17 protein-coding genes and 1 pseudogene are annotated in these 20,413 nt (G+C 72.8%); 7 read left to right on the plus strand and 11 right to left on the minus strand.

Features of this window, described 5'->3' with window-relative positions:
* Positions 1 to 86 precede the first annotated feature (86 nt).
* Both ABT336_RS03255 and ABT336_RS03260 read left to right on the plus strand, forming a co-directional pair.
* Entirely contained in the window at positions 87 to 2,582 is a 2,496-nt protein-coding gene (locus ABT336_RS03255; RefSeq protein ID WP_350894904.1) for a Tex family protein, read from the plus strand.
* Positions 2,583 to 2,644: 62 nt separating this feature from the next.
* Positions 2,645 to 3,079: a hypothetical protein gene (locus ABT336_RS03260; protein WP_350894850.1), complete on the plus strand. Its 435-nt coding sequence runs from the start codon at positions 2,645 to 2,647 to the stop codon at positions 3,077 to 3,079.
* Here the strand turns inward: ABT336_RS03260 and ABT336_RS03265 are convergent.
* Both ABT336_RS03265 and ABT336_RS03270 read right to left on the minus strand, forming a co-directional pair.
* Positions 3,042 to 3,713: a GNAT family N-acetyltransferase gene (locus ABT336_RS03265; RefSeq protein ID WP_350894851.1), complete on the minus strand. Its 672-nt coding sequence runs from the start codon at positions 3,711 to 3,713 to the stop codon at positions 3,042 to 3,044. The genes ABT336_RS03260 and ABT336_RS03265 overlap by 38 nt on opposite strands.
* Positions 3,710 to 4,954, minus strand: coding sequence for a glycosyltransferase family 4 protein (locus tag ABT336_RS03270; RefSeq protein ID WP_350894905.1), 1,245 nt, complete (start codon positions 4,952 to 4,954; stop codon positions 3,710 to 3,712). Before ABT336_RS03270 ends, ABT336_RS03265 begins: the two co-directional genes overlap by 4 nt.
* Positions 4,955 to 5,068: 114 nt before the next feature.
* Between ABT336_RS03270 and ABT336_RS03275 the strand changes: the two genes are divergently transcribed.
* Positions 5,069 to 6,223, plus strand: a complete 1,155-nt coding sequence (locus ABT336_RS03275) for a DegT/DnrJ/EryC1/StrS family aminotransferase (protein ID WP_350894852.1) — start codon at positions 5,069 to 5,071, stop codon at positions 6,221 to 6,223.
* Entirely contained in the window at positions 6,220 to 6,807 is a 588-nt protein-coding gene (locus ABT336_RS03280; protein ID WP_350894853.1) for a sugar transferase, read from the plus strand. The genes ABT336_RS03275 and ABT336_RS03280 overlap by 4 nt, the downstream gene beginning before the upstream one ends.
* Before the next feature lie 82 nt (positions 6,808 to 6,889).
* Here ABT336_RS03280 and wecB read toward each other — a convergent pair whose 3' ends face one another.
* From wecB to ABT336_RS03295, 3 genes are read right to left on the minus strand one after another with little or no spacing between them, the layout of a single operon-like run.
* On the minus strand, positions 6,890 to 8,014 hold the full coding sequence (gene wecB / locus ABT336_RS03285; protein ID WP_350894854.1) for a non-hydrolyzing UDP-N-acetylglucosamine 2-epimerase: 1,125 nt from the start codon (positions 8,012 to 8,014) through the stop codon (positions 6,890 to 6,892).
* A gap of 40 nt (positions 8,015 to 8,054) precedes the next feature.
* Positions 8,055 to 9,182 carry a polysaccharide biosynthesis C-terminal domain-containing protein gene (locus tag ABT336_RS03290; protein WP_350894855.1) on the minus strand — a complete coding sequence of 376 codons (1,128 nt, stop codon included), beginning with the start codon at positions 9,180 to 9,182 and terminating at the stop codon, positions 8,055 to 8,057.
* Positions 9,176 to 10,216 carry a polysaccharide biosynthesis protein gene (locus ABT336_RS03295; protein WP_350894857.1) on the minus strand — a complete coding sequence of 347 codons (1,041 nt, stop codon included), beginning with the start codon at positions 10,214 to 10,216 and terminating at the stop codon, positions 9,176 to 9,178. The genes ABT336_RS03290 and ABT336_RS03295 overlap by 7 nt, the downstream gene beginning before the upstream one ends.
* A gap of 289 nt (positions 10,217 to 10,505) precedes the next feature.
* Here ABT336_RS03295 and ABT336_RS03300 point away from each other — a divergent pair, with 289 nt between their 5' ends.
* Positions 10,506 to 11,897: an O-antigen ligase family protein gene (locus ABT336_RS03300; RefSeq protein WP_350894858.1), complete on the plus strand. Its 1,392-nt coding sequence runs from the start codon at positions 10,506 to 10,508 to the stop codon at positions 11,895 to 11,897.
* A 25-nt stretch (positions 11,898 to 11,922) separates the two neighbouring features.
* On the opposite strand, the gene ABT336_RS03305 is transcribed toward ABT336_RS03300, so the two are convergent.
* The gene (locus ABT336_RS03305) at positions 11,923 to 13,179 is read right to left on the minus strand and encodes a glycosyltransferase (protein ID WP_350894859.1); all 1,257 of its coding nucleotides are present in this window, start codon (positions 13,177 to 13,179) and stop codon (positions 11,923 to 11,925) included.
* Complete coding sequence (locus ABT336_RS03310) at positions 13,176 to 14,279, minus strand: glycosyltransferase (protein WP_350894860.1); 1,104 nt, start codon at positions 14,277 to 14,279, stop codon at positions 13,176 to 13,178. Before ABT336_RS03310 ends, ABT336_RS03305 begins: the two co-directional genes overlap by 4 nt.
* Before the next feature lie 107 nt (positions 14,280 to 14,386).
* On the opposite strand from ABT336_RS03310, the gene ABT336_RS03315 reads away from it, so the two are divergent.
* Entirely contained in the window at positions 14,387 to 15,760 is a 1,374-nt protein-coding gene (locus tag ABT336_RS03315; protein ID WP_350894861.1) for a glycosyltransferase, read from the plus strand.
* A 47-nt stretch (positions 15,761 to 15,807) separates the two neighbouring features.
* Here ABT336_RS03315 and ABT336_RS03320 read toward each other — a convergent pair.
* From ABT336_RS03320 to ABT336_RS03330, 3 genes and pseudogenes are all read right to left on the minus strand, one after another.
* A pseudogene (locus ABT336_RS03320) lies at positions 15,808 to 16,368 on the minus strand (acyltransferase); the annotation flags it as partial.
* Complete coding sequence (locus ABT336_RS03325) at positions 16,358 to 17,818, minus strand: lipopolysaccharide biosynthesis protein (protein ID WP_350894862.1); 1,461 nt, start codon at positions 17,816 to 17,818, stop codon at positions 16,358 to 16,360. The gene ABT336_RS03325 and the pseudogene ABT336_RS03320, both read right to left, overlap by 11 nt.
* Complete coding sequence (locus tag ABT336_RS03330) at positions 17,815 to 18,765, minus strand: NAD-dependent epimerase/dehydratase family protein (RefSeq protein WP_350894863.1); 951 nt, start codon at positions 18,763 to 18,765, stop codon at positions 17,815 to 17,817. The genes ABT336_RS03325 and ABT336_RS03330 overlap by 4 nt, the downstream gene beginning before the upstream one ends.
* A gap of 141 nt (positions 18,766 to 18,906) precedes the next feature.
* Between ABT336_RS03330 and ABT336_RS03335 the strand changes: the two genes are divergently transcribed.
* On the plus strand, positions 18,907 to 19,836 hold the full coding sequence (locus ABT336_RS03335; RefSeq protein ID WP_350894864.1) for an NAD(+)/NADH kinase: 930 nt from the start codon (positions 18,907 to 18,909) through the stop codon (positions 19,834 to 19,836).
* A gap of 16 nt (positions 19,837 to 19,852) precedes the next feature.
* Here the strand turns inward: ABT336_RS03335 and ABT336_RS03340 are convergent, their stop codons facing one another.
* Positions 19,853 to 20,392, minus strand: coding sequence for a DapH/DapD/GlmU-related protein (locus ABT336_RS03340; RefSeq protein ID WP_350894865.1), 540 nt, complete (start codon positions 20,390 to 20,392; stop codon positions 19,853 to 19,855).
* Positions 20,393 to 20,413 lie beyond the last annotated feature (21 nt).

Below are 20,413 nucleotides of genomic sequence, written 5' to 3' on the forward strand. Positions count from 1 at the left end.
GCGGTTCCCGGCGGGTGCGGGGTCGGCTGTCGGGGCAGGGCGGCACAATGCAGGACGGAACCCACCCGAGAAGGCGGATCATCATCGTGACCCAGTCTGTTCATCAGCGGATCGCCGACGAGCTCGGCGTCGCCGAGCGCCAGGTACGGGCGGCAGTGGAGCTGCTCGACGGCGGCTCCACAGTCCCGTTCATCGCCCGCTACCGCAAGGAGGCCACCGGGCTCCTCGACGACGCCCAGCTGCGCACCCTTGAGGAACGGCTGCGCTACCTGCGGGAGCTGGACGAGCGGCGCGCGGCGGTGCTGGAGTCGATCAGGGGCCAGGGCAAGCTCGACGAGGCCCTCGAAGCCCAGATCATGGCGGCCGACTCGAAGTCCCGGCTGGAGGACATCTACCTGCCGTTCAAGCCGAAGCGCCGGACCCGGGCCCAGATCGCCCGGGAGGCCGGTCTGGAGCCGTTGGCCGAGACGCTGCTGGCCGATCCGGGGGTGGAGCCGAAGGTCGCCGCCGTCGGGTACGTGAACGCCGACGCCGGGGTGGCCGATCCGGCAGCCGCGCTGGAGGGGGCCCGGGCCATCCTCATCGAGCGCTTCGCCGAGGACGCCGACCTGATCGGCACCCTGCGGGAGCAGATGTGGTCGCGGGGCCGGCTGGTGGCGAAGGTACGCGACGGCCAGGAGGCCGCCGGGGCGAAGTTCGCCGACTACTTCGACTTCGCCGAGCCGTACCCGAAGCTGCCCTCGCACCGGATCCTGGCGATGCTGCGGGGCGAGAAGGAGGGCGTGCTCGACCTGACGATGGATCCGGAGCCCGAGGGTGACTCGGACGGCGTCCCGGCCGGCCCCAGCCGGTACGAGGCGGCGGTCGCCGGCCGGTTCGGGATCACCGACGCGGGTCGCCCGGCGGACCGGTGGCTGGCGGACACGGTCCGTTGGGCGTGGCGTACCCGGATCCTCATCCACCTCGGGGCGGACCTGCGGATGCGGCTGTGGCAGGCCGCCGAGGAGGAGGCGGTCCGGGTCTTCGCCACCAACCTGCGTGACCTCCTGCTGGCCGCGCCGGCCGGCACCCGGGCGACCATGGGCCTGGACCCGGGTCTGCGTACCGGGGTGAAGGTGGCGGTGGTGGACGCCACCGGAAAGGTCGTCGCCACCGACACGATCTACCCGCACGAGCCGCGCCGACAGTGGGACGCCTCGCTGTCGACCCTGGCGACGCTGGCCGCCGCGCACGGCGTGGAGCTGATCGCCATCGGCAACGGCACCGCCAGCCGGGAGACCGACAAGCTCGCCGGTGAGCTGATCAAGCGGCACCCGGAGCTGTCGTTGACCAAGGTGGTGGTCTCCGAGGCCGGGGCCTCTGTCTACTCCGCCTCCGCGTACGCCTCGCAGGAGCTGCCCGGTCTGGACGTGTCGCTGCGCGGTGCGGTCTCCATCGCCCGTCGGCTCCAGGACCCGCTGGCCGAGCTGGTCAAGATCGACCCGCGCTCGATCGGGGTCGGGCAGTACCAGCACGACCTCTCCGAGGTGAAGCTCTCCCGGTCGCTGGACGCTGTGGTCGAGGACTGCGTCAACGCGGTCGGGGTGGACGTGAACACCGCCTCCGCCCCGCTGCTCACCCGGGTCTCCGGGATCGGTGCGGGGTTGGCCGAGAACATCGTGCTGCACCGGGACGCCAACGGCCCGTTCCGGAGCCGGGCGGAGCTGCGCAAGGTGCCCCGGCTCGGGCCGAAGGCGTTCGAGCAGTGCGCGGGCTTCCTGCGCGTCCCGGGTGGGGACGACCCGCTGGACTCGTCGAGCGTGCACCCGGAGGCGTACCCGGTGGTCCGCCGGATCCTGGCCGGCACCGGGCAGGACCTCACCTCGATCATCGGCAAGAGCGCCATCCTGCGCGGGCTGCGGGCCACCGACTTCGTCGACGACACGTTCGGTCTGCCCACAGTCACCGACATCCTCGCCGAGTTGGAGAAGCCGGGACGTGACCCCCGGCCGGAGTTCCGTACGGCGACCTTCGTCGAGGGGGTGGAGAAGATCGGCGACCTCACCCCCGGCATGGTGCTGGAGGGGGTGGTCACGAACGTGGCCGCGTTCGGGGCCTTCGTCGACGTCGGGGTGCACCAGGACGGCCTGGTGCACGTCTCGGCGATGTCGCACACCTTCGTCAAGGATCCCCGCGACGTGGTGAAGTCCGGTGACGTGGTCCGGGTGAAGGTGCTCGACGTGGACGTACCGCGCAAGCGGATCTCGCTGACCCTGCGGCTGGAGGACGAGTCGCCGGCCGGTGGCGGTCGGGGCTCCGGCGAGGGTGGTCGCCGGGGTGCCGCGCCGACCGGCGGTCAGCGGGACGCCGGTGGGGGCCGACGGGGTGGTTCGGGTGGTCAGCGCGGCGACCGGAGCGACCAGGCCGGTGCGGGCGGGGCCGGGCGGTCGACCGCCGGTGGCCAGCGCGGCGGCCGGGGTGACCAGCGCGGTGACCAGGGCGGCCGGGGTGCACGGGGCGGGCCGCAGCAGCGTTCCGGCCGGGGTGCCGCCCCGGTCAACGACGCGATGGCCGAGGCGCTGCGCCGGGCCGGCCTGGCCTGAACCGGTGCCCGCACCCCCGTCCGGCGTGGTCCGGTCGGGGGTGCGGGGCGTAGCGTCGGGGCGTGGGTGACGACGACGGCCGGGACTGGCAGGAGCAGCGCGGGCGGGCGGTCCGGGCGCACGCGGAGGCCGAGCGGCGGCGACTGGCGGCCGAGCACGCCGAGGCCGCCGAGATGGTGGCGGGGTTCGCCGCCGAGGCGGCCCGGCGCGGGCTGGCCACGACCCGTCTTACCGCCCGGTCCCACGACGGCCGGGCGCGCTACCGGACGCCACTGACCGGCTGGTACGTGGATCGGGCCCGGACCCGGGCGGTGGACACCGAAGGCCGGTTCCACCTGTTGAGCGTCCCGTCCCGGTTCCGGTTCCGGTTGTTCGGGGTGGAGCCGGCGGGTGATCCGCCGCCGTTGGTGCTCGGTCGGGGTGGCCGCGACGGCGAGTCGATCCCGTTGCGGGCCCTGCTCACCCGGCGACTGGAGGCCGGTGACGACTGGCGCTGACCGGCTGGTCGGCGTCGACACCGGCGCAGCGGGTGTAGCAGTTCATCGGCCGTCCCTCGGCGGTGGTGAAGCTTCCCGCCGGGGTCCACCCGGCCCGGCGGTAGAAGGCGTTGACCCGGTCGTTGTCGACGGCGTCGGTGGTCAGGTACGCCGAGGTGACCCCCCGTCGGCGGACCTGCCGCCACCAGGCGTCGACGAGGCGGCGACCGTGCCCGCCGTGTTCGGTGGCGGGGTCGACGCAGATCGAGCTGAGCAGGGCACCCCGGGTGGCGACGGGCACCTCGCCCCGGTAGGCGAGCCCGCGCAGCACCCGTACCGCCACCCCGGGTCGACGCAGCACCGCCGGCACGGCCGCCAACGCCAGCCGGGCGCCCCTGCGGCGCAGGAGCCGGCGGAAGAACATCCCCGGGGCGACTGTCCCGACGACGGTGCCGACGAGCCGACCGTCGGGATCCCGGGCCACGGCGGTGACCGCGTCGGGGTCCTGCACGAAGCCGGTGTAGAACTCCCTGAGGAAGGGCTCGCCGAGGCTGGACAGGAAGAACCTGTCGAAGGCGCGGACGTGCAGCGCGGCGGCGGCCCGGACGTCTGCTGCGGTCAGCGGGGCGAGGTCGCAGTGGGTGCCGGGGTTCATCGACGGCCCCCGGTCGCGGCGGCGGCCCGCAGCGCCTCCTCGACCCGCCGCACCCCGGCGGCGAGCGAGTACTCCCTGTCGTAGAACTCGCGGCCGGCCCGGCCCAGGATGTCGAGTTTCTCCCTGCCGAGCGCGCACACCTCGCGGACGGCGTCGGCGATCGAGTGCGGGTCGCCGGGCCGGGCGGTGATCCCGGCACCGCTGGCCGCCGCGACGGCCGCCGCGTCACCGTCGGCGGCGACCAGCAGGGCGCGTCCGGCGGCGAGGATGGTCTGGACCTTGCTCGGCATGGTGTAGGCCGACATCCCGGTGGATCGCAGGCTCACCACGTGGGCGTCACCGGTGCGCAGCAGGGCCGGCATCCGGTCGGCGGGCAGCCGCCCGAGGAACCGGACGTTGCGCAGCCCGTGCCGTTCGACCTGGTCCCGTAGGCGTCCCTCGGCGTTCCCGGAGCCGGCGAAGAGGCAGACCAGTCCGGGCTCGTCGACCAGGGTCAGGGCCTCCACCAGGGCGTCGAGCCCCTGGGCCTCGCCCATGGTGCCCGCGTACGCCAGGACGGTCTGGTCGGGGCTCAGGCCCAGTTCGGCGCGGAGGTCGCCGGGGCCGGGGCCGGGGTGTTCGTCGGCCCACATCGGGATGTGCACGAGCTTCTCCTCGGGTACGCCCCGGCGGGCGAGGAGTTCCCCGACTCCGGGCGAGATGTAGGCGACCCGGGCGGCGGCCCGGTACATCGCCGCGCACCAGCCGCTCATGGCGTGGGTGAGGACCCGTCCGCGTCGGCCGGTGCCGAGGAATCCGCTGGCCTGGGCGCTGTCCGGCCAGAGGTCGAGCACGTGCAGGACGACCGGGATCCGGTGGGCGTAGCGGGTGAACCACATCGGCAGCGAGACGGTGATCGGGGAGTTGCTGACCCAGAGGGCGTCGAGGCCGCGCAGCGCGTCGGTGCCGGAGGCGAGGGCGGAGGCGGCGAAGGAGCCGTAGGTGGTCAGTCGGCGCAGCGCCGACGCGTCGTGGCTGGGGTAGAGGGCGACCCGGCGGATCCGTACGCCCTCGTCGCCGACCTCGTCGCGGCGGCGGGTGATCCGGTGACCGGGGGCGAGTCGGCCGGTGGGGTAGTTCGGGAACCCGGTGAGCACCTGGACGTCGTGGCCTCGGCGGGCGAGCCCCCGGGCGAGGGCACCGGGCAGTGCCGCCGGACCCGGCTCGGGGTCGTACCACTGGGTGAGCAGGCCGACCCGCATTCGCACCTCACGAGAAAGATTCGCATAACGGTTGAATAGTCACCAGAAAGGGCGAAAGGAGTTTAACTCTGCGGTAGACCCGAAAACTCGCAATGCAGGAAAGAGGAGTTCGTGGTGGACGACAGCAGGCTTCCCTTCGCGTTGCCGGACATCGGGGAGGAGGAGATCGCCGCCGTCACCGACGCCCTGCGTTCGGGCTGGCTCTCCAGCGGTCCCCTGGTGCCCCGCTTCGAACAGCGCTTCGCCGACGCGTGCGGGGGCCGGGTCGGTGCCGTCGCGGTGAACTCCGCGACCGCCGGTCTGCACCTGGCGTTGGAGGCGCTCGGCGTCGGCCCCGGCATGGAGGTGCTGGTCCCGACCTGGACCTTCACCGCCACCGCCGAGGTCGTGGTCCACCTGGGCGCCGAACCGGTCCTCGTCGACGTGGAACCGGACACCCTCCACATCGACTTCACCGACGCGGCCCGCAAGGTCACCGACCGGACCGTCGCCGTCGTCCCGGTGCACTTCGCCGGCCAACCCGTGTCCGCCGCCGACCTTCGCGACTTCGCCGACACCCACCGCCTCGCTGTGGTCGAGGACGCCGCCCACTCCTTCCCGGCGAGCAGCCAGGGGATCCCGGTGGGTGCCGGCACCAGCGCGGCGACGGTCTTCAGCTTCTACGCGACGAAGACCATCACCACCGGCGAGGGCGGGATGGTGGTCACCCGCGACCCCGACGTGGCCCGCCGGATCCGTACCACCCGGCTGCACGGGTTCGACAGGGACGGCTTCGCCCGGTACCGCAGCGACCGACCGTCCTGGCGGTACGACGTGGTCGAGGCGGGTTGGAAGTGCAACCTCACCGACCCGGCCGCCGCCATGGGCCTGGTCCAACTCGACCGGGCGGAGGCGATGCGCGCCCGCCGACAGGAGATCGCCGGGCGGTACCGGAGCGCCTTCGCCGACCTCCCCCTGGACCTCCCGCCGCCCGGTCCAGCCGGGGACGTGCACGCCTGGCACCTGTTCGTGGTCCGGCTGCGCTCCGACGCGCCCTGCGACCGGGACGGTTTCGTCCGGGAGATGTCCCGCCTCGGCGTCGGGTGCAGCGTGCACTTCATCCCGCTGCACCAGCACACCTACTGGCGCGACCGGGGGCGGCTCACCGACGACCTGTTCCCGGTCGCCAGCGCGGAGTTCGCCCGGGTGGTCAGCCTGCCCCTCTTCTCGGCCATGACCGACGAACAGGTCGAGCGGGTCGTCACCACTGTCCACAAGGTGCTCCAGTGATCAAGAGGATCTTCGACGTCACGGTCGCGGCCGTGGCCCTGCTGCTGTCCGCCCCGGTGCTGGCCCTGATCGCTGTGGCGATCCGGCTCGACGACGGCGGCCCGGTGCTGTTCCGGCAGCAGCGGGCCGGTCGGGGTGGCACCAGCTTCCACATCCACAAGTTCCGCAGCATGCGGTCGGTGGCGGGGGCCGCCGTCACCTCCGACACCGACGACCGGATCACCCGGGTGGGTCGACTCCTGCGCGCCACGAAACTCGACGAACTCCCCCAGCTGTACGACGTCCTGGTCGGCCACATGAGCCTGGTGGGTCCGCGTCCCGAGGTGCACAGGTACGTCGCCCACTGGCCCCCGCCGGCCCGTCTGCGGATCCTGTCCGTACGGCCCGGGATCACCGACCCGGCGTCGATCGCGTACCGCCACGAGTCGGCCGAGTTGGCGCAGGCCGCCCAGCCGGAGGAGTACTACGTCTCGGTGGTCCTGCCCCGGAAGGTGGAGATGTACCTGCGCTACGTCGACACCCGCAGCTTCCTCGGGGACCTGCGCATCCTCGCCCGTACCGTGCGGGTGGTGCTCAGCAGGTGACCCGGCGACGCGCGGGCCGGAGGTCGAACCCCCCGGCCCGCGCGTCGGGTCGGAGGTCGAATCCCCGGCCCGCGTCGGGTCGTCAGTGGCGGATGCCGGCCCAGTCGTGGTGGCGGCGGACTGTGGAGAGGACGAAGTCGACAACCCGGCGGGACGTGTCGGTGACCCGGTAGTCGGCCGGGCAGGGCACCCCGTCGGCGGCCACCTGGTCGACTACCACCCGGACCGCCTCCACCACCCCGGCCGGGTCCAGGCCGGTCATCACGATCCCGCCCGCGTCCAGCGCCTCCGGACGCTCGATCGACTCGCGGAGGGTGACCGCCGGGAAGCCGAGGATCGCCGCCTCCTCGCTGATCGTGCCGCTGTCGGAGAGGGTGCAGCGGGCCCGGCGCTGCAACTGGACGTAGTCGATCAGACCGAACGGTTCGTGGAAGGTGATCCGGTCCAGGCTCAACGCGTCGGCGGCCAGCGACTCCAACCGCTTGCGGGTCCGGGGATGGGTGCTGACCAGCACCGGCAGTCCCCAGGTGTCACGGACCGCGCGGAGGCAGTCGAGCAGGCAACCCAACCGGTCCGGCCTGTCGACGTTCTCCTCCCGGTGCGCGCTGACCAGGAAGTACCCGTCCTCGGTGAGACCGAGTTGGTCGAGGACGGCGGAGCGTTCCACGTCGGGCAGGTAGTGCGTCAACACCTCCCGCATCGGGGAGCCGGTGTGCAGGATCCGGCGCGGGTGCAGGCCCTCGGCGAGCAGGTTGCGTCGGGCGTGCTCGGTGTAGACCAGGTTGAAGTCGGCGACGTGGTCGACAAGCCGCCTGTTGGTCTCCTCCGGGACGTTGAGGTCGAAACACCGGTTCCCGGCCTCCATGTGGTAGACCGGCACCCGCATCCGGCGGGCCATCAGCGCCGCGATGCAGCTGTTGGTGTCCCCGAGGACCAGCAGGGCGTCGGGGCGTACCTCGGTGATGGCCTGCTCCACCCCGACCAGGACCCCGCCCAGGACCCGCCCCAACGACGAGGTGTCCACCCTGAGGAACCGGTCCGGCTGGCGCAGCCGCAGCTCGGTGAAGAACACGTCGGACAGCGACCGGTCCCAGTTCTGCCCGGTGTGCACCAGGACGTGGTCGACGGTACGGTCCAGCCGGTCCAACACCCGGGACAGCCGGATGATCTCCGGACGGGTGCCGACCACTGTCATCACTCTGGTCATGCCTGTTCCTCCCTGATCCCGCCGACCGCCCGGTGGGCGTTCACGCCGCCGCCACGGCCGGCTCCGCCGGAGTCAACTCCACCGCCTCGGCCCAGGTGTCGGGGCGGGCCGCATCGAACAGCTCGTTGGTCCAGAAGAGAGTGAGCAGCTCCGTCGAGCCGGTGTTGACGATGTTGTGCACCCACATCGTCGGCATGTCCACCACCACCGGCTCGGTGCCCTCGACCGGGAACCTGACGACCTCGTCGGTGCCGACCCGACGCAGCCGGATCTCGGCGGTCCCCCGCAGGACACAGAAGCGCTCCACCTTGGCCAGGTGGAAGTGCTCCCCCCGGACGACCCCGGGACGACTGGTGGAGCAGAACGTCTGCCCGCCCCCGCCGTGCACCTTCACCGTCTCGACCAGTTCGCCCCGGGCGTCGGCCCGCCGCACCGTCGGCAGCGGATAGTGCGCCGGGAAGCAGTGCGACCGGTAGGTGTTGAACAGGCGTACCGCGTGCCGGTCGGTCAGCGGGGGGATCTCCCCGCCCCGGTAGACGGCGGCGAACCCGGCGAGCCGGTCGGCCAACTCGCGCACCCCCACGCGCAGTCCCGGCATGTCGGCGTCCCAGGGGCCCTGGGTGGGGGCGCCCATCAGGCGGGCCGCCGCGTCGGAGACGTGCACCAGGTTCAGTTCCCGGTCCTGGTCCACCTGCGGCGCACGCTGCTCGGCCAGGAGCCGGCAGAAGGTGGCCACCACCGAGTTGTAGTAGGGCTGGCCGTGTTCGCCGTACAGGTTCGGCAGTTCGACGTCGACCAGGTCCGGTCGGGCCGCCGCCAGGGTGACGGCGGCCAACGCCTTCGAGTCGCCGTACGGTGTGCCGTTGCCCGCCTGCACCGAGTTGGCGAAGACCACTGTGGGCGGCGGGGTGTCGCACCGACGCAGCCCTCGGACGAGGGCGGCGGCCAGCTCGACGTTGCCGGCGGCCACCTCGCGGGGATCACCCCGGTTCACCCCGGCCAGGTGCAGCACCCGGTCCACCCCGGCCAGCTTGGCGGCGGTGGCGACGTCGTCGCGCAGGTCGTCGCGGTCGACCAGGACCGGTTCCGGCCAGCCCAGGGCGCGGGCGAGGACCCGGACGTGCCAGCCGAGGAAGCCCCGACCGCCGGTGAGCGCCAGCCTCAGCACGCCAACACCGGGTCCCGCAGCGCCAGCTCCGCCCGGATCTCGGGCAGGTCGAGGAGCAGTTCCATGATCCCCGGTACGTCCAGACGGGGCGCGTTGGCCGAGTTGAAGTCCTCGGGGAGGGACTCCCGGAACTCGCCCTCGGAGGTGTAGACGGCGTAGTTGAGGTCCCGGGCGTCGACCGGAACCCGGAAGAAGTCGCCGAAGTCCTCGGCCTGGGCCAACTCCTCCCGGCTGGCCAGTGTCTCGTCCTGCTTCTCGCCGTGCCGCACCCCGATCATCTCGATCTTGGACGGAACGTCGAAGATCCGGCAGACCGCCTCGGCGAGGTCACCGATGGTGCAGGCGACCGCCTTGCGGACGAACACGTCACCGGGGCGGGCGTGCTGGAAGGCGTGCTCCACCAGCTCCACCGACTCGGTCAGCGACATCAGGAACCGGGTCATCGCCGGGTTCGTCACGGTGGGGGCCCGGCCCGCCTTGACCTGCTCGACGAAGAGCGGGATCACCGAGCCCCGGGAGTACATCACGTTGCCGTAGCGGACGCAGGAGACCACCGTGGCGCTGCGTGGGTTGTTGCGGGCGTGGGCCTGGGCGACCTTCTCCATCAGGGCCTTGCTGATGCCCATGGCGTTCACCGGGTAGACGGCCTTGTCGGTGCTGAGCACCACCACCGAGCCGACGCCGTTGCGTTCGGCGGCCTCGATGACGTTGGCGCTGCCGAGAATGTTGGTGCGGACCGCCTCCAGCGGGAAGAACTCGCAGGAGGGTACCTGCTTGAGCGCGGCGGCGTGGAAGACGAAGTCGACGTCCCGGGTGGCGAGCCGGACCGAGTCCGGGTCCCGGACGTCACCGATGAGGTAGCGGACCCGTTCGTCACCGAGACGGCGACGCATCTCGTCCTGCTTGGCCTCGTCCCGGCTGAGCACCCGGACCTCGCCGACGTCTCCGTCGAGGAGGCGACGCACCATCGTCTGGCCGAACGAGCCGGTGCCGCCGGTGATGAGCACCCGGCGTCCGGCAGTCAAGAAAGTCACTGACGCTCCCGTTGTTCGTCTGGTGGCCCCGCGTGCCGACATCGGCAGGCGGCAGGCCTCAACTCGGGCAACGACACAGGCCGGACCAAGCAACGAAATCCAGAAAAAGCGTCTGACTTCCCCAACATCTGATAGAACCGACCAGTCACCATTGAGCGGTTCACGCCCTACCTGTCGTCCCGGCGGCGACGGGTCGCCCGGCGTGCCGTCGCCGGACCATCCGCGTCCAGGTGGCCTCCCGACGTCGTCACGACGTCGTTCCATCCGCATCGGCGCGAAGGACGAAGGCGTGTACGGCTCCACGATGAACGGTCTGCCCCCGCTGTCGGCCCGACGGCAGGTTCCCGGCACCGGTTCCGCCCCCGGATCGGCACCCACCCCCCGACGGGAGGTCACCACCCTCAGCGTCGGCATCCTCTGCGTGGTCGCGTTCCTGGCCTGCTGGCTGCGGGACCAGACGCTGCTGGGGGTGGCGCTGCTGGCCGCCGTCGCACTCAGCGGACGGATGCCCCGGCCCCGGGCCGCCGACACACTCGCGTTGCTCCTCGGCGGGTGGGCCGTCTGCACCCTGTTCTGGACCCCCGACGTCGGGGTGTCCCGCACCAACGCCTACCTGTACGTCGCCGCCACGTTCCTGTTCGTCACGGTGCGCCACCTGGTCACCACCCGGGTCGACCTGCTGCTCGTCGGCGGCGCGTACCTGCTCGGGTGCACGGTCCGGGCCGGGCAGGTGATTGCCGACGCCCAGGCCGCCGGGATCTCCCCGAACACCGGGTCGATGGCCCTGTCGGTCCGGTACGGCATCGAGGGATTCAACATCAACTTCACGGCGTACTCGCTGGCCACCGGGTTCCTGCTCGCGCTGGTCCTGATCCGGGTCGGTGGCCTGCACCGGGTGCTGCGCCTCGGCCTGTACGGGCTCCTGCCGGTCCTGGGGTACGCGGTCCTGCTCAACGGCACCCGGGGTGCCCTCTTCGCCCTGGTCCTGGGCACCGGCTACTTCGTGGTCTCCCGGTGGACCGGGCGGTTCTGCTGGCCGGTGGCGCTGATCGGCGTACCGGTGCTGCTGGTGGTGATTCCGATCAGGGTGACCCACTCCGCCCTCACCTGGCTGGACACGCTCTTCGCCTACCGGTCCACAGGTGACCTCGCCGGACGGATGCAGGTGTGGCCGTACGCCCTCCAGTCCTGGTCGGAGTCGTTGCTGCTCGGCGTCGGCGCGGGGATCTTTCCGGTCGCCAACCCGCTCGGGTTCGGGGCGCACAGCCTGGTTCTGACCGTCGGCAACGACCTCGGCCTGGTCGGGCTGGTGCTGTTCGCCGCCGTCGTGGCCACGGCCCTGGTGCCGGTGGCCCGCACCGCGGGTGGCCGACGCCTCACCGGGCTGTTCCTGGTCGGGTTGCTGCCCATCTGGATGACCGGTCACTGGGACGTGGCACTGGGCATGTGGCTCCTGCTCGCCCTCACCTCGGTCCTGACCGCCGAGGGCGGATCGGTGGATGCCGGGGACCGGTCGCCTGCCGGGGAGGGCCGGTCGCTGCTGACCGACCCGGACCGGGAGGCCCGCCGTCGGCCGAAGACCCCGAACGGCGTCGTACCGGGGATGCCGGTGCGGCGGCCGACGCCCGACCGCCCGGGGACGGGGACGGGGACCGCGCTGGTGGTGCGGGACCACAGGTGACGGTTCGTCCGGGCAACGAGGCGTCCTAACCGGTGGTGGCGGTGGCCGACCCCGTCCGGTCGGCCGCCCGGGCTCCGGCCACCAGGTCGGCCAGGAAGGTCCGCATCCGCTCGCCCTGGGCCGCCGGGCCGCGACTGGTCCGGACGAAGTCAGCCGCCTGCGATCCGAGCGCCCGGGCGGTGTCCGGCGGCAGGGCGAGCACCGAGGCCAGCGCCGCCCGCAGCCCCTCGGCGGTGTCCGGCTCGGCGAAGCGCAGCCAGGGCGTGTAGTCGGCCGGGATGCCGGGCAGCCGGGTGGTCACCACCGGAACCCCGGTGGCCAGGTACTCGATCAGCTTCGAGGGGAACGAGTAGCGGACGAAGCCCTGGTCGACCGGGCGGGGGTTGACGAGCACCGAGGCCGAGGTGAGTCGACCCACCAACTCCGCCCGGTCGAGGACCGTCGGCGGCAGGATCCGGGGGTCCTGGACCGCCTGGACGTTCAGCCAGTCGGTGAGGTCGCCGCGCCCGTACAGGCACAGCCGCAGATCCGGGTCCGGGAGGGCGCGAAACGCGGTGACCAGCCGGTCCACCCCGTACGCCCGGGTCAGCCCGCCGGCGTAGGCGATCTCCCGTACCCCGGGGGGCGCCGGGGAGGGCGTAACCGGGCCGGGCGGGGTGCAGATGCCCTCCATGACCAACCGGGGTCGACCCGGGGCGAGGTCGTCGGCGAGCGCCGGGGTCAGGGCGACGACTCCGGCGCAGCGCCGCAGCGCCGCCCGGACCAGCCGGACGTCCAGGCCGCGCAGGAGACGGACCAGCCCACCGTCGGTGGGTTGGGCCACTCCGGGCGGGTCGGTGAGGACCACGACGACCCGCAGGTCACCGCCGCGCGCGGCCCACGCTCCGCACCACAGGAACGGGCTGTGCACCCCGTGTACGACGAGGACGTCGGTGTGTCGTTCCCGCAGGATCCGGGCGACCTCACGACGTGCCGCCAGGAACCGGGTGAGGTGCTTGAGGCCGATCAGGTTGACGAAGCCGAGCAGCCGCCCCTCGACGCCGTCCTGTCGGAACCGTCCGCCGCGCAACAGGACGTGCGGGTTACGCGGGTACGTGGAGACCGGGACCGCCGAGACCAGCCGCACCGGGCAGCCCGCAGTGGTCAGGCTGCGGACCAGCGCCCAGGCGAAGGTGTGGGTCTGCGTCGCCAACAGGGCGTCCCCGGCGGTGGCGCTGGCGAACTCCTCGTCGGCGACGGTGAACCCGAGCAGGGCGACCCGGGGCGCGTCGGGCGGGTTCATCCCCGGGTTCCGAGGATCCGCCGGTACGTCCGGTCCAGGGTCCCGAGCATCACGTCGAGGCTGTAGCCGTCGTCGACGACCTTTCGCGCCAGGTCGCCGAGGTGCCGACGTTCGACCGGGTCTGCAAGGAGTGGGGCGATCGCGGCGGCCAACGCCGACGGGTCGTCCGGCGGCACCAGTCGGCCGCCGCCGCGCCGCAGCACCTCCACGTTCCCGCCGACGGCGGAGGCCACCGCCGGAAGTCCGTACGCCATCGCCTCCAGCAGCGCGTTCGACAGGTTCTCGTGCCGGGTCGGGAAGACGAACAGGTCGGCGGCGGAGAGCAGGTCGGGTACGTCCCGACGGGATCCGAGGAACCTGACGTCGACCGGTCCGGCGTCGGACAGCGCCGACTCGATCCCGGTCCGGTCCGGTCCGTCCCCGACGACCAGCAGCACCCGCCGCAGGTGGCCGGGGGCCAGCCGGCGCAGCGCCCGGGCCAGGACGGCGTACCCCTTCTCCCAGGTCAGTCGGCTGACCGCGATCATGACGACGTCGCTGGGGGCCAGGCCCAGTTCGGCGCGGACCCGGTCGCGGGCGGCGGAGGGGTCGGCGGGGACCGGTACGCCGTTGGGGATGACGCCGACGAACCTCTCCCCCACCGCCTGGACGAACCGTCGCGCTGCGGCGTACTCGCAGACGGTGCCGACGTGGGTGGCGGCCCGGAGGGTGAACGGCTCCGCGCCGTGCACCAGCAGGTGACGACGCCACGACGGCGGGCTGGTGAGGTCACGGACCGTGCCGTGCACAGTGACCAGGATCCGGGGTACGCGGGCGAGCCGGGCGGCGAGCACCCCGTGGAAGCCCTCGTTCTGTAGTCCCCGCACGTGCACCAGGTCGGGTCGGACCTGCCGGAGCATCGACACCCAGCGGCGCAGCAGTGGGACGTTGAGCGCGCCGTTGCCGTCGTCGGACTGGTGCATCCGGACGAACTCGTACCGTTGCGCGAGGTGGGAGCCGACGACCCGCTCGACGGCGGTCAGCGGCCCGTTGGAGCCGGAACGGCCCGCCGAGTGCTGCACCACCACCGGACGTCGGGGCCGCCGATAGGGGTCGTCCATCGTCACCTCTTCCGTGGGTCGGCGACGACGGGCCGGGGCACCTGACCGTCGGTCCCGCCGCGACGACGTACGGTTAACCGACTTTCCGGAGGAATGGTGACTAGGTAATGAGAAATACTGCAATTAAGGTCGAACCGGAGCTTCGCCCGTCGTCGGCCACCCCCGACACCACGGTGGCCCTGAGCGCGTTCCGCTTCCCCCACGGCGACGCGATGTCCAACCGGCTGCTGCACCTGGCCCGGTCGGCCACCCCCGAGGGCGGCACCACCGTCGTGGTCAACGACTGGCCCCCGCAGGGGTCACCGCCCCCCGCCGCGCCGATCCTCCCGGCGGGCGTACGGCTGATCACCCTCACCGGGTCGCCGCAGGGACGGTGGGGGCGCTGGTGGTGGCAGTGGACCCGACCGTGGCGGATGGTCCGGGCGCTGCGGCGGCACGGGCTGCGCCCGGCGGACCTGGCCGGGGTCTGCGTCCCCCTGAACCTGTGGAGTCTCACCACCTGGCTGGTCCTGCGGACCGCCCTGCGGCGACCGTTGACAGTGGACGTCTGCGAACGGCACGACGCCGCCCAGTTCCCCCGGGGCCGGTGGACGCCCTACTTCCTGCGGCACCGCTGGGCGTCGATGCTGGCCGCCCGGCTGGCCGACCGGGTGACCACCGTCTCGCAGACCCTCGGGGAGCGGTTCCGGGCCGCCGGGCGGCCGACGCTCGTGGTGCCGCCGCTGGTCGACCCCACCGAGTACGCCAGGTGTGACCCGCCCCCGACGGCGACCGGCGTACGGCTGCTCTACGCCGGTACCGCCGGACCGAAGGACCTCCTGGCGGTGGTCGTCTCGGCGCTGCTGGCCCTCCCGCCCGCCGACCGGGACCGGATCGAACTGGTGGTCGCCGGGATGACCGGGGCCGACGCGGCCCGCGCCTCCGACCTGGACCGGGGTCAGCTCGTCGAGGTCGGCGACCGGGTCACCTTCCTCGGCCGGGTCCCCCGCGACCGGGTCCTGGCGGAGCTGTCCCGGTCGCACCTGTCGGTCCTGGTCCGGCCGGACGCCGGGTACGCCAACGCGGGTTTCCCCTCGAAGGTCCCGGAGAGCCTGGCGGCCGGCTGCCCGGTGCTGCTCAACCACACCAGCGACCTGCACCGGTACGTCGTCGACGGGCAGGAGGGCATCGTCCTGGCCGGGTCCACGGTGGCCGACGTGGGGGCCGGGCTGCGCCGTGCCGCCCGACTCGACGACGCGGGCTGGCGGCAGCTGAGCCTGGCGGCCCGCAACCGCGCCACCACCAGTTTCGACTACCGGGCCTGGCGGTCGACGGTGAGCACCTTCGTCGCCACCGGATCGACGGCCCCCGACGGGTCGGCCGGCTCCCCCGACGCGGGTACGGACGGCTCCGCCGAACCGGGTACGGACGGCTCCCCGGACGCGGGTGTCGGCGGCGTTCCCGGGCCGTCGGGGGCGAGGTCGGACAGCTCCGCCAACTGAGCCTCGGTCAACCGTCGCCCGGGTGGGTAGCAGGCCGTCTCGTGCGCGGCGATCCGGTCGACCGGCCAGCGCAGCCGCAGCACCCGGGCCGGGTTACCGGCGACTATCGCGTACGGCGGCACCGACCGGGTGACCACCGCCCCGGCGCCCACCACCGCACCCCGTCCCACCGTCACCCCGTGCAGGATGATCGCCCGGGTCCCCACCCAGACGTCGTCGCCGATGGTCACCCCCCTGTCGTACCGTTCGTCGCCGGGTTCCTTCCCGACCGCGATCATCGGCAGGCCGACCCGGTCGATGCGGTGGTTGCCACCCCGGATCGTCACCTCCGGACCGAACATCACGTTGTCGCCGATCCGGATCCGACTGCGGGCGGCGATCAGTATCGGCCGGTACCCGAGGTCGACGTCGTCACCCACCTCGATCGTCTCGTAGGTGTAGGTCCCGTCGGGGTCGAAGGCCAGGCGGTCGCCCCGGGCGGCGAACCGGTGGGCGACCGCCCAGCCGCGCACCGCCCGCCGGGTCCGGTTCCCCGCCTGCCAGGCCGCGTCGACGAGCCGGGCCAGGGCACCCAGCGTCCGGCCGGGACGTCCGGCGTCAATCCGCATCGTCAGGCCTCCTCTCGCCGCCGACGACGGCCTCCCGGGTGCCGGTGGCGACGGCGGTGGTGCCGGTGGCGACGGCGGACAGGGTCCGGCGGTAGCCGACGACGGCGGCGGGCAGCACCGTGAGCGCGTAACCGGCGGTGGTGGCCACGGCGACGCCAGTGAGGCCGTACCCCTCGGCGAGCAGCACCTTCGCCGGGACCGACACGGCCAGGAACCCCGCCCAGCCGAAGAACTGCGGGCCGAGGAGGCTCACCGCGTTCTGTGCCATGAACAGCGGGGCCGCCGCCGCCACCAGCACCGACCACCCGGCGAGCGCGGCCAGCAGCGCCACCGGGACGGTCGGGAACAGCGGATCGCGCAGCCACCAGTCGAGCAGGGGATTGCCCGCCACCACGAGGGCCACCCCGGGCAGTGTCACAGCCCCGACGGACACCAGGACCATCCGGCGGGTGCTGCGGCGGACCCAGCGCACGTCACCCCGGGCGATCGCCTCCCCGTTCGCAGGCCACAACGGCAGGTTGACCACGGTCACGAAGAGACCGAGCAGGGCGAACAGCCGCAGGACGACCGCGTACACGGCGGCCTCGGTCAGCCCCAGCACCCGCCCCACCAGGAAGGCGTCCACGTTGAGCGCGGCGGAGGTCAGCACCGACAGGGCGCAGAACGCCGCACCCAGCCGCAGCAGGTTCCGGGCGACCCGCCGGTCCACGAGTCGGCGGCGGGGTCGCAGGTCCCGACCCCGACCGGCGAAGTACGCCACGGTGTTCACCAGGTTCGTCGCCGGTACCGCACCGACCGCCACCGCCACCACCAGCACCGGGTCGACCCGGGCCGCCACCGCCACGCCGACCAGGACCACCGACGACAGGCTTCCCGCCGCCTGCCACAGGTTGCTGCGGGTCACCTCCTGGTGGGCGTACTGGATGCGCTGCACCAGGGCGAGGGGGACGTTGACCAGGAAGGCCCCGAGGCAGACCAGCGCCACGGCGGGCGCACCGGCGGCCACCCGGGGGTCGGTCACCGCGAACAGGTCCGCCCAGGGCACCGTCACCCCCGCGACGGCGAGCAGCACCAGCAGCCCGGCGGTGAGCGCACCGAGCACCGCGTACGCGCTGGAGACCTCCCGGGCGGCGGCGGGCCGGTCACCGGTGCCGTGCAGTCGGGACAGTCGGGTCAGCAGGCCGTTGCCGAGCCCCAGGTCGGCGAAGAGGGCCATCCCGGTCAGGGAGGTGACAGCCATCCACAGGCCGTACCGTTCGGCACCGAGGTAGCCGAAGGTCAACGGGGTGACGACAAGCGGCGCGACCAGGCCCACCGCCCGACCGGCCAGTGACGAGACGATCCCGGTGGCCAACCGTCGGGTCCGGCCGACCCCGGCGGGCTCCGGCGGGCCGCCCCCGGACGACGGGGCCGCACCGGCCTCGACGGTTCCGGTGGCGGCGCCGGTCAACGGGTCGGCTGCTTCATCACGTGGGTCCGGAACCAGTCGACGGTCTCCCGCAACCCCTGCGCCCGGGGGGTGGGCACCACCGACGGGAAGAGCCGACGCAGCACCTCGTTGTCGGCCTCGGAGTGCCGTACGTCGCCGGTGCGGGGCGGGGCGTGTCGACGGGTGATCGGCCGACCGACGATCTGCTCCAACTCGTCGAGGACTGTCAGCAGGTCCACCCGGGCCCCGAAGGCGAGGTTCACCGGATGCGGGTGGGAGACGGTCCGCCGTACGGCGTCCAACAGCACGTCGCAGACAGTCTGGACGTAGGTGAAGTCCCGGGACTGCCGCCCGTCGCCGTTGACCTGCACCGGCTCGTCGCTGAGGGCGGCGTGCACGAACCGGGGCACCACAGCGGCGTACGCGTGGTCGTGGCGCTGCCGGGGGCCGTACACGTTGAAGAAGCGGAAGGCCAGCGTGGGCAGCCCGAAGGAGGCCTGGTGCGCCAGGGCGTACGCCTCGGTGGCCAGCTTGCTCACCGCGTACGGGCTCAGCGGGCGGGTCCAGGTCAGCTCCGTCTTGGGCAGCACCGGGTTGGCCCCGTACACCGACGAGGAGGAGGCCACCACGACGTGGCCCACCCCGTGACGGCGGGCCGCCTCCAGGACGCAGAGGGTGCCGGTGGCGTTGGCGTGGTGGGAGGCTACCGGGTCGCGCAGCGACCGGGGGACGCTGGGCAGGGCCGCCAGGTGCACTATCGCGTCGCGACCCCGTACGGCGTCGTCGAGGACGTCGGGGGCGAGGATGGACCCGGGGATGACCCGTACGTCGAGCCCGTCGAGGTTGCCGAGGACACCGGTGGCCAGGTCGTCGAGGACCCGTACGTCCCCGATGGACGGGTCGGCGACCGCCGCCCGTGCGAGGTTGGCGCCGATGAACCCGGCACCACCGGTGATGAGTAGTCGCATGACGAGCTGCCTCCACGCCCTGGTCGGTACATGACTTCAACGACCGGGGGGCGGGGCCGTCGCGGAAACTCCTCGGAGAACTTGTCGCCGGAGATCGGGCGGATCGCCGCGTGGCCGGACCCGCTGTGGTGAGCTGGACCGGTGGCGGGGTACGGGTTCGGTCTGGTGCTACATCCCACCCGGGACGTCTCCGAGGTGGTGGGGATCGTCGACCGGTGGGCGGCCCGGCACGGGCGCACCCTGGCCGTACGGTCGGCCGACCGGCACCGGGTGCCGTCCTCGGTGCAGCCGGTGCCCGCCGACGAGTTGGCCGCCCGCTGTGACGCCCTGATCAGCATCGGCGGGGACGGGACGATGCTGGGCGCGCTGCGTGCGGCGGTCCGCACCCCGAAACCCGTTCTCGGCGTGCACCTGGGTCGGCTGGGGTTCCTGGTCGAGGTGGACCCGCCGGAGTTGCCCGGGGCGTTGGACCGGCTGGCCACGGGGGACTTCACCGTCGAGTCGCACGCCTGCCTCTCCTGCGAGGTGTGCGGCGACGACGTGGTGGCCTTCAACGACGTGGCCCTGGTCCGTCGGCCCGGTTCCGGGTTCGTCACCGTCACCCTGTCGGTGGACGGTCGGCGGTACGGCTACTACCGATGCGACGCGCTGGTGGTGGCCACCCCGACCGGGTCCACGGCGTACAGCTACGCGGCGGGCGGGCCGCTGGTCTCCCCGGCGACGCATGCGGTGGTGGTGACCCCGTCGGCACCGATGGCCGGGATCTCCCGTTCGGTGGTCCTCTCCCCCGACGAGACGATCCACCTGGAGCTGCGCCCGGACTCGGCGGCGGTGACGGTGGAGATGGACGGCCTGGTCATCAGGGAGGCCGCCACCGAGGGCTCGGTCCGGGTCCGCTACGTGCGCGACGCCGGGCAGGTGGTCCGCCTCGACCCGAACCGCTACCAGGAACGCAACCAGATCAAGTTGAGCCTGTTGGACCTGCCGCTGCTGCCCGAGCAGCTGCGTGAACTTCTCCCGGAGCAGTTGCGCGACCAGTTCGACAGGCGTCGGATGCGTCCGCCCCGGTGACCCCCGGGCCGGGCGGTCAGCCGGTCGGGATGCCGTAGATCTTCTTGATCGCCTCGGCCTTGGCCTGGGCGGGCAGGTGTCCGACCCGTAGCGACTTGGCCTGCAACCGGGCCAGGTAGTCGTCGGTGGTGCGGATCGGTCGGGCCGGCACCCCGGCCGCCACTGTGCCGTCGGGGATGTCCCGGGCCACCACCGAACCGGCCCCGATGACGCACCTGTCGCCGATGGTGACCCCGGGCAGGACGATGGTCCGGATGCCGAGGTAGACGTCGTCGCCGACCACGATCGGGGCGGTCCACTCCAGGTCGGGATGGTCCTTGCGGAGGATCAGGGTGCCCCCGTCGTGGGTGACGAACTGGACCCCGGCGGTGACGTGGACGTCGTTCCCGAGGGTGATCATCCACGGTTCCGAGCCGAACATCTGCCTGTTGATCCCGTAGAAGGTCACCCGGCCGTTGAGGTTCACCCCGAGCGACCGGGCGAAGCCCATCGGGTCACGCGACGCCGCCCACCTGTCGTGCACCCTGCCGACGATCGCCCGGACACGACTGGGCACGGGGACCCCCTCTGCTCGACG

It is taken from the genome of Micromonospora sp. NPDC000207, from assembly GCF_040300925.1.
GTDB lineage: Bacteria > Actinomycetota > Actinomycetes > Mycobacteriales > Micromonosporaceae > Micromonospora.

Excerpts from the sequence above, each read along its gene's own strand:
- ABT336_RS03265 (WP_350894851.1), bottom strand. The coding sequence starts at position 3,713 with ATGAACCCCGGCACCCACTGCGACCTCGCCCCGCTGACCGCAGCAGAC.
- ABT336_RS03270 (WP_350894905.1), bottom strand. The coding sequence starts at position 4,954 with ATGCGGGTCGGCCTGCTCACCCAGTGGTACGACCCCGAGCCGGGTCCG.
- wecB (WP_350894854.1), bottom strand. The coding sequence starts at position 8,014 with ATGACCAGAGTGATGACAGTGGTCGGCACCCGTCCGGAGATCATCCGG.
- ABT336_RS03305 (WP_350894859.1), bottom strand. The coding sequence starts at position 13,179 with ATGAACCCGCCCGACGCGCCCCGGGTCGCCCTGCTCGGGTTCACCGTC.
- ABT336_RS03310 (WP_350894860.1), bottom strand. The coding sequence starts at position 14,279 with ATGGACGACCCCTATCGGCGGCCCCGACGTCCGGTGGTGGTGCAGCAC.
- ABT336_RS03315 (WP_350894861.1), top strand. The coding sequence starts at position 14,387 with ATGAGAAATACTGCAATTAAGGTCGAACCGGAGCTTCGCCCGTCGTCG.
- ABT336_RS03330 (WP_350894863.1), bottom strand. The coding sequence starts at position 18,765 with ATGCGACTACTCATCACCGGTGGTGCCGGGTTCATCGGCGCCAACCTC.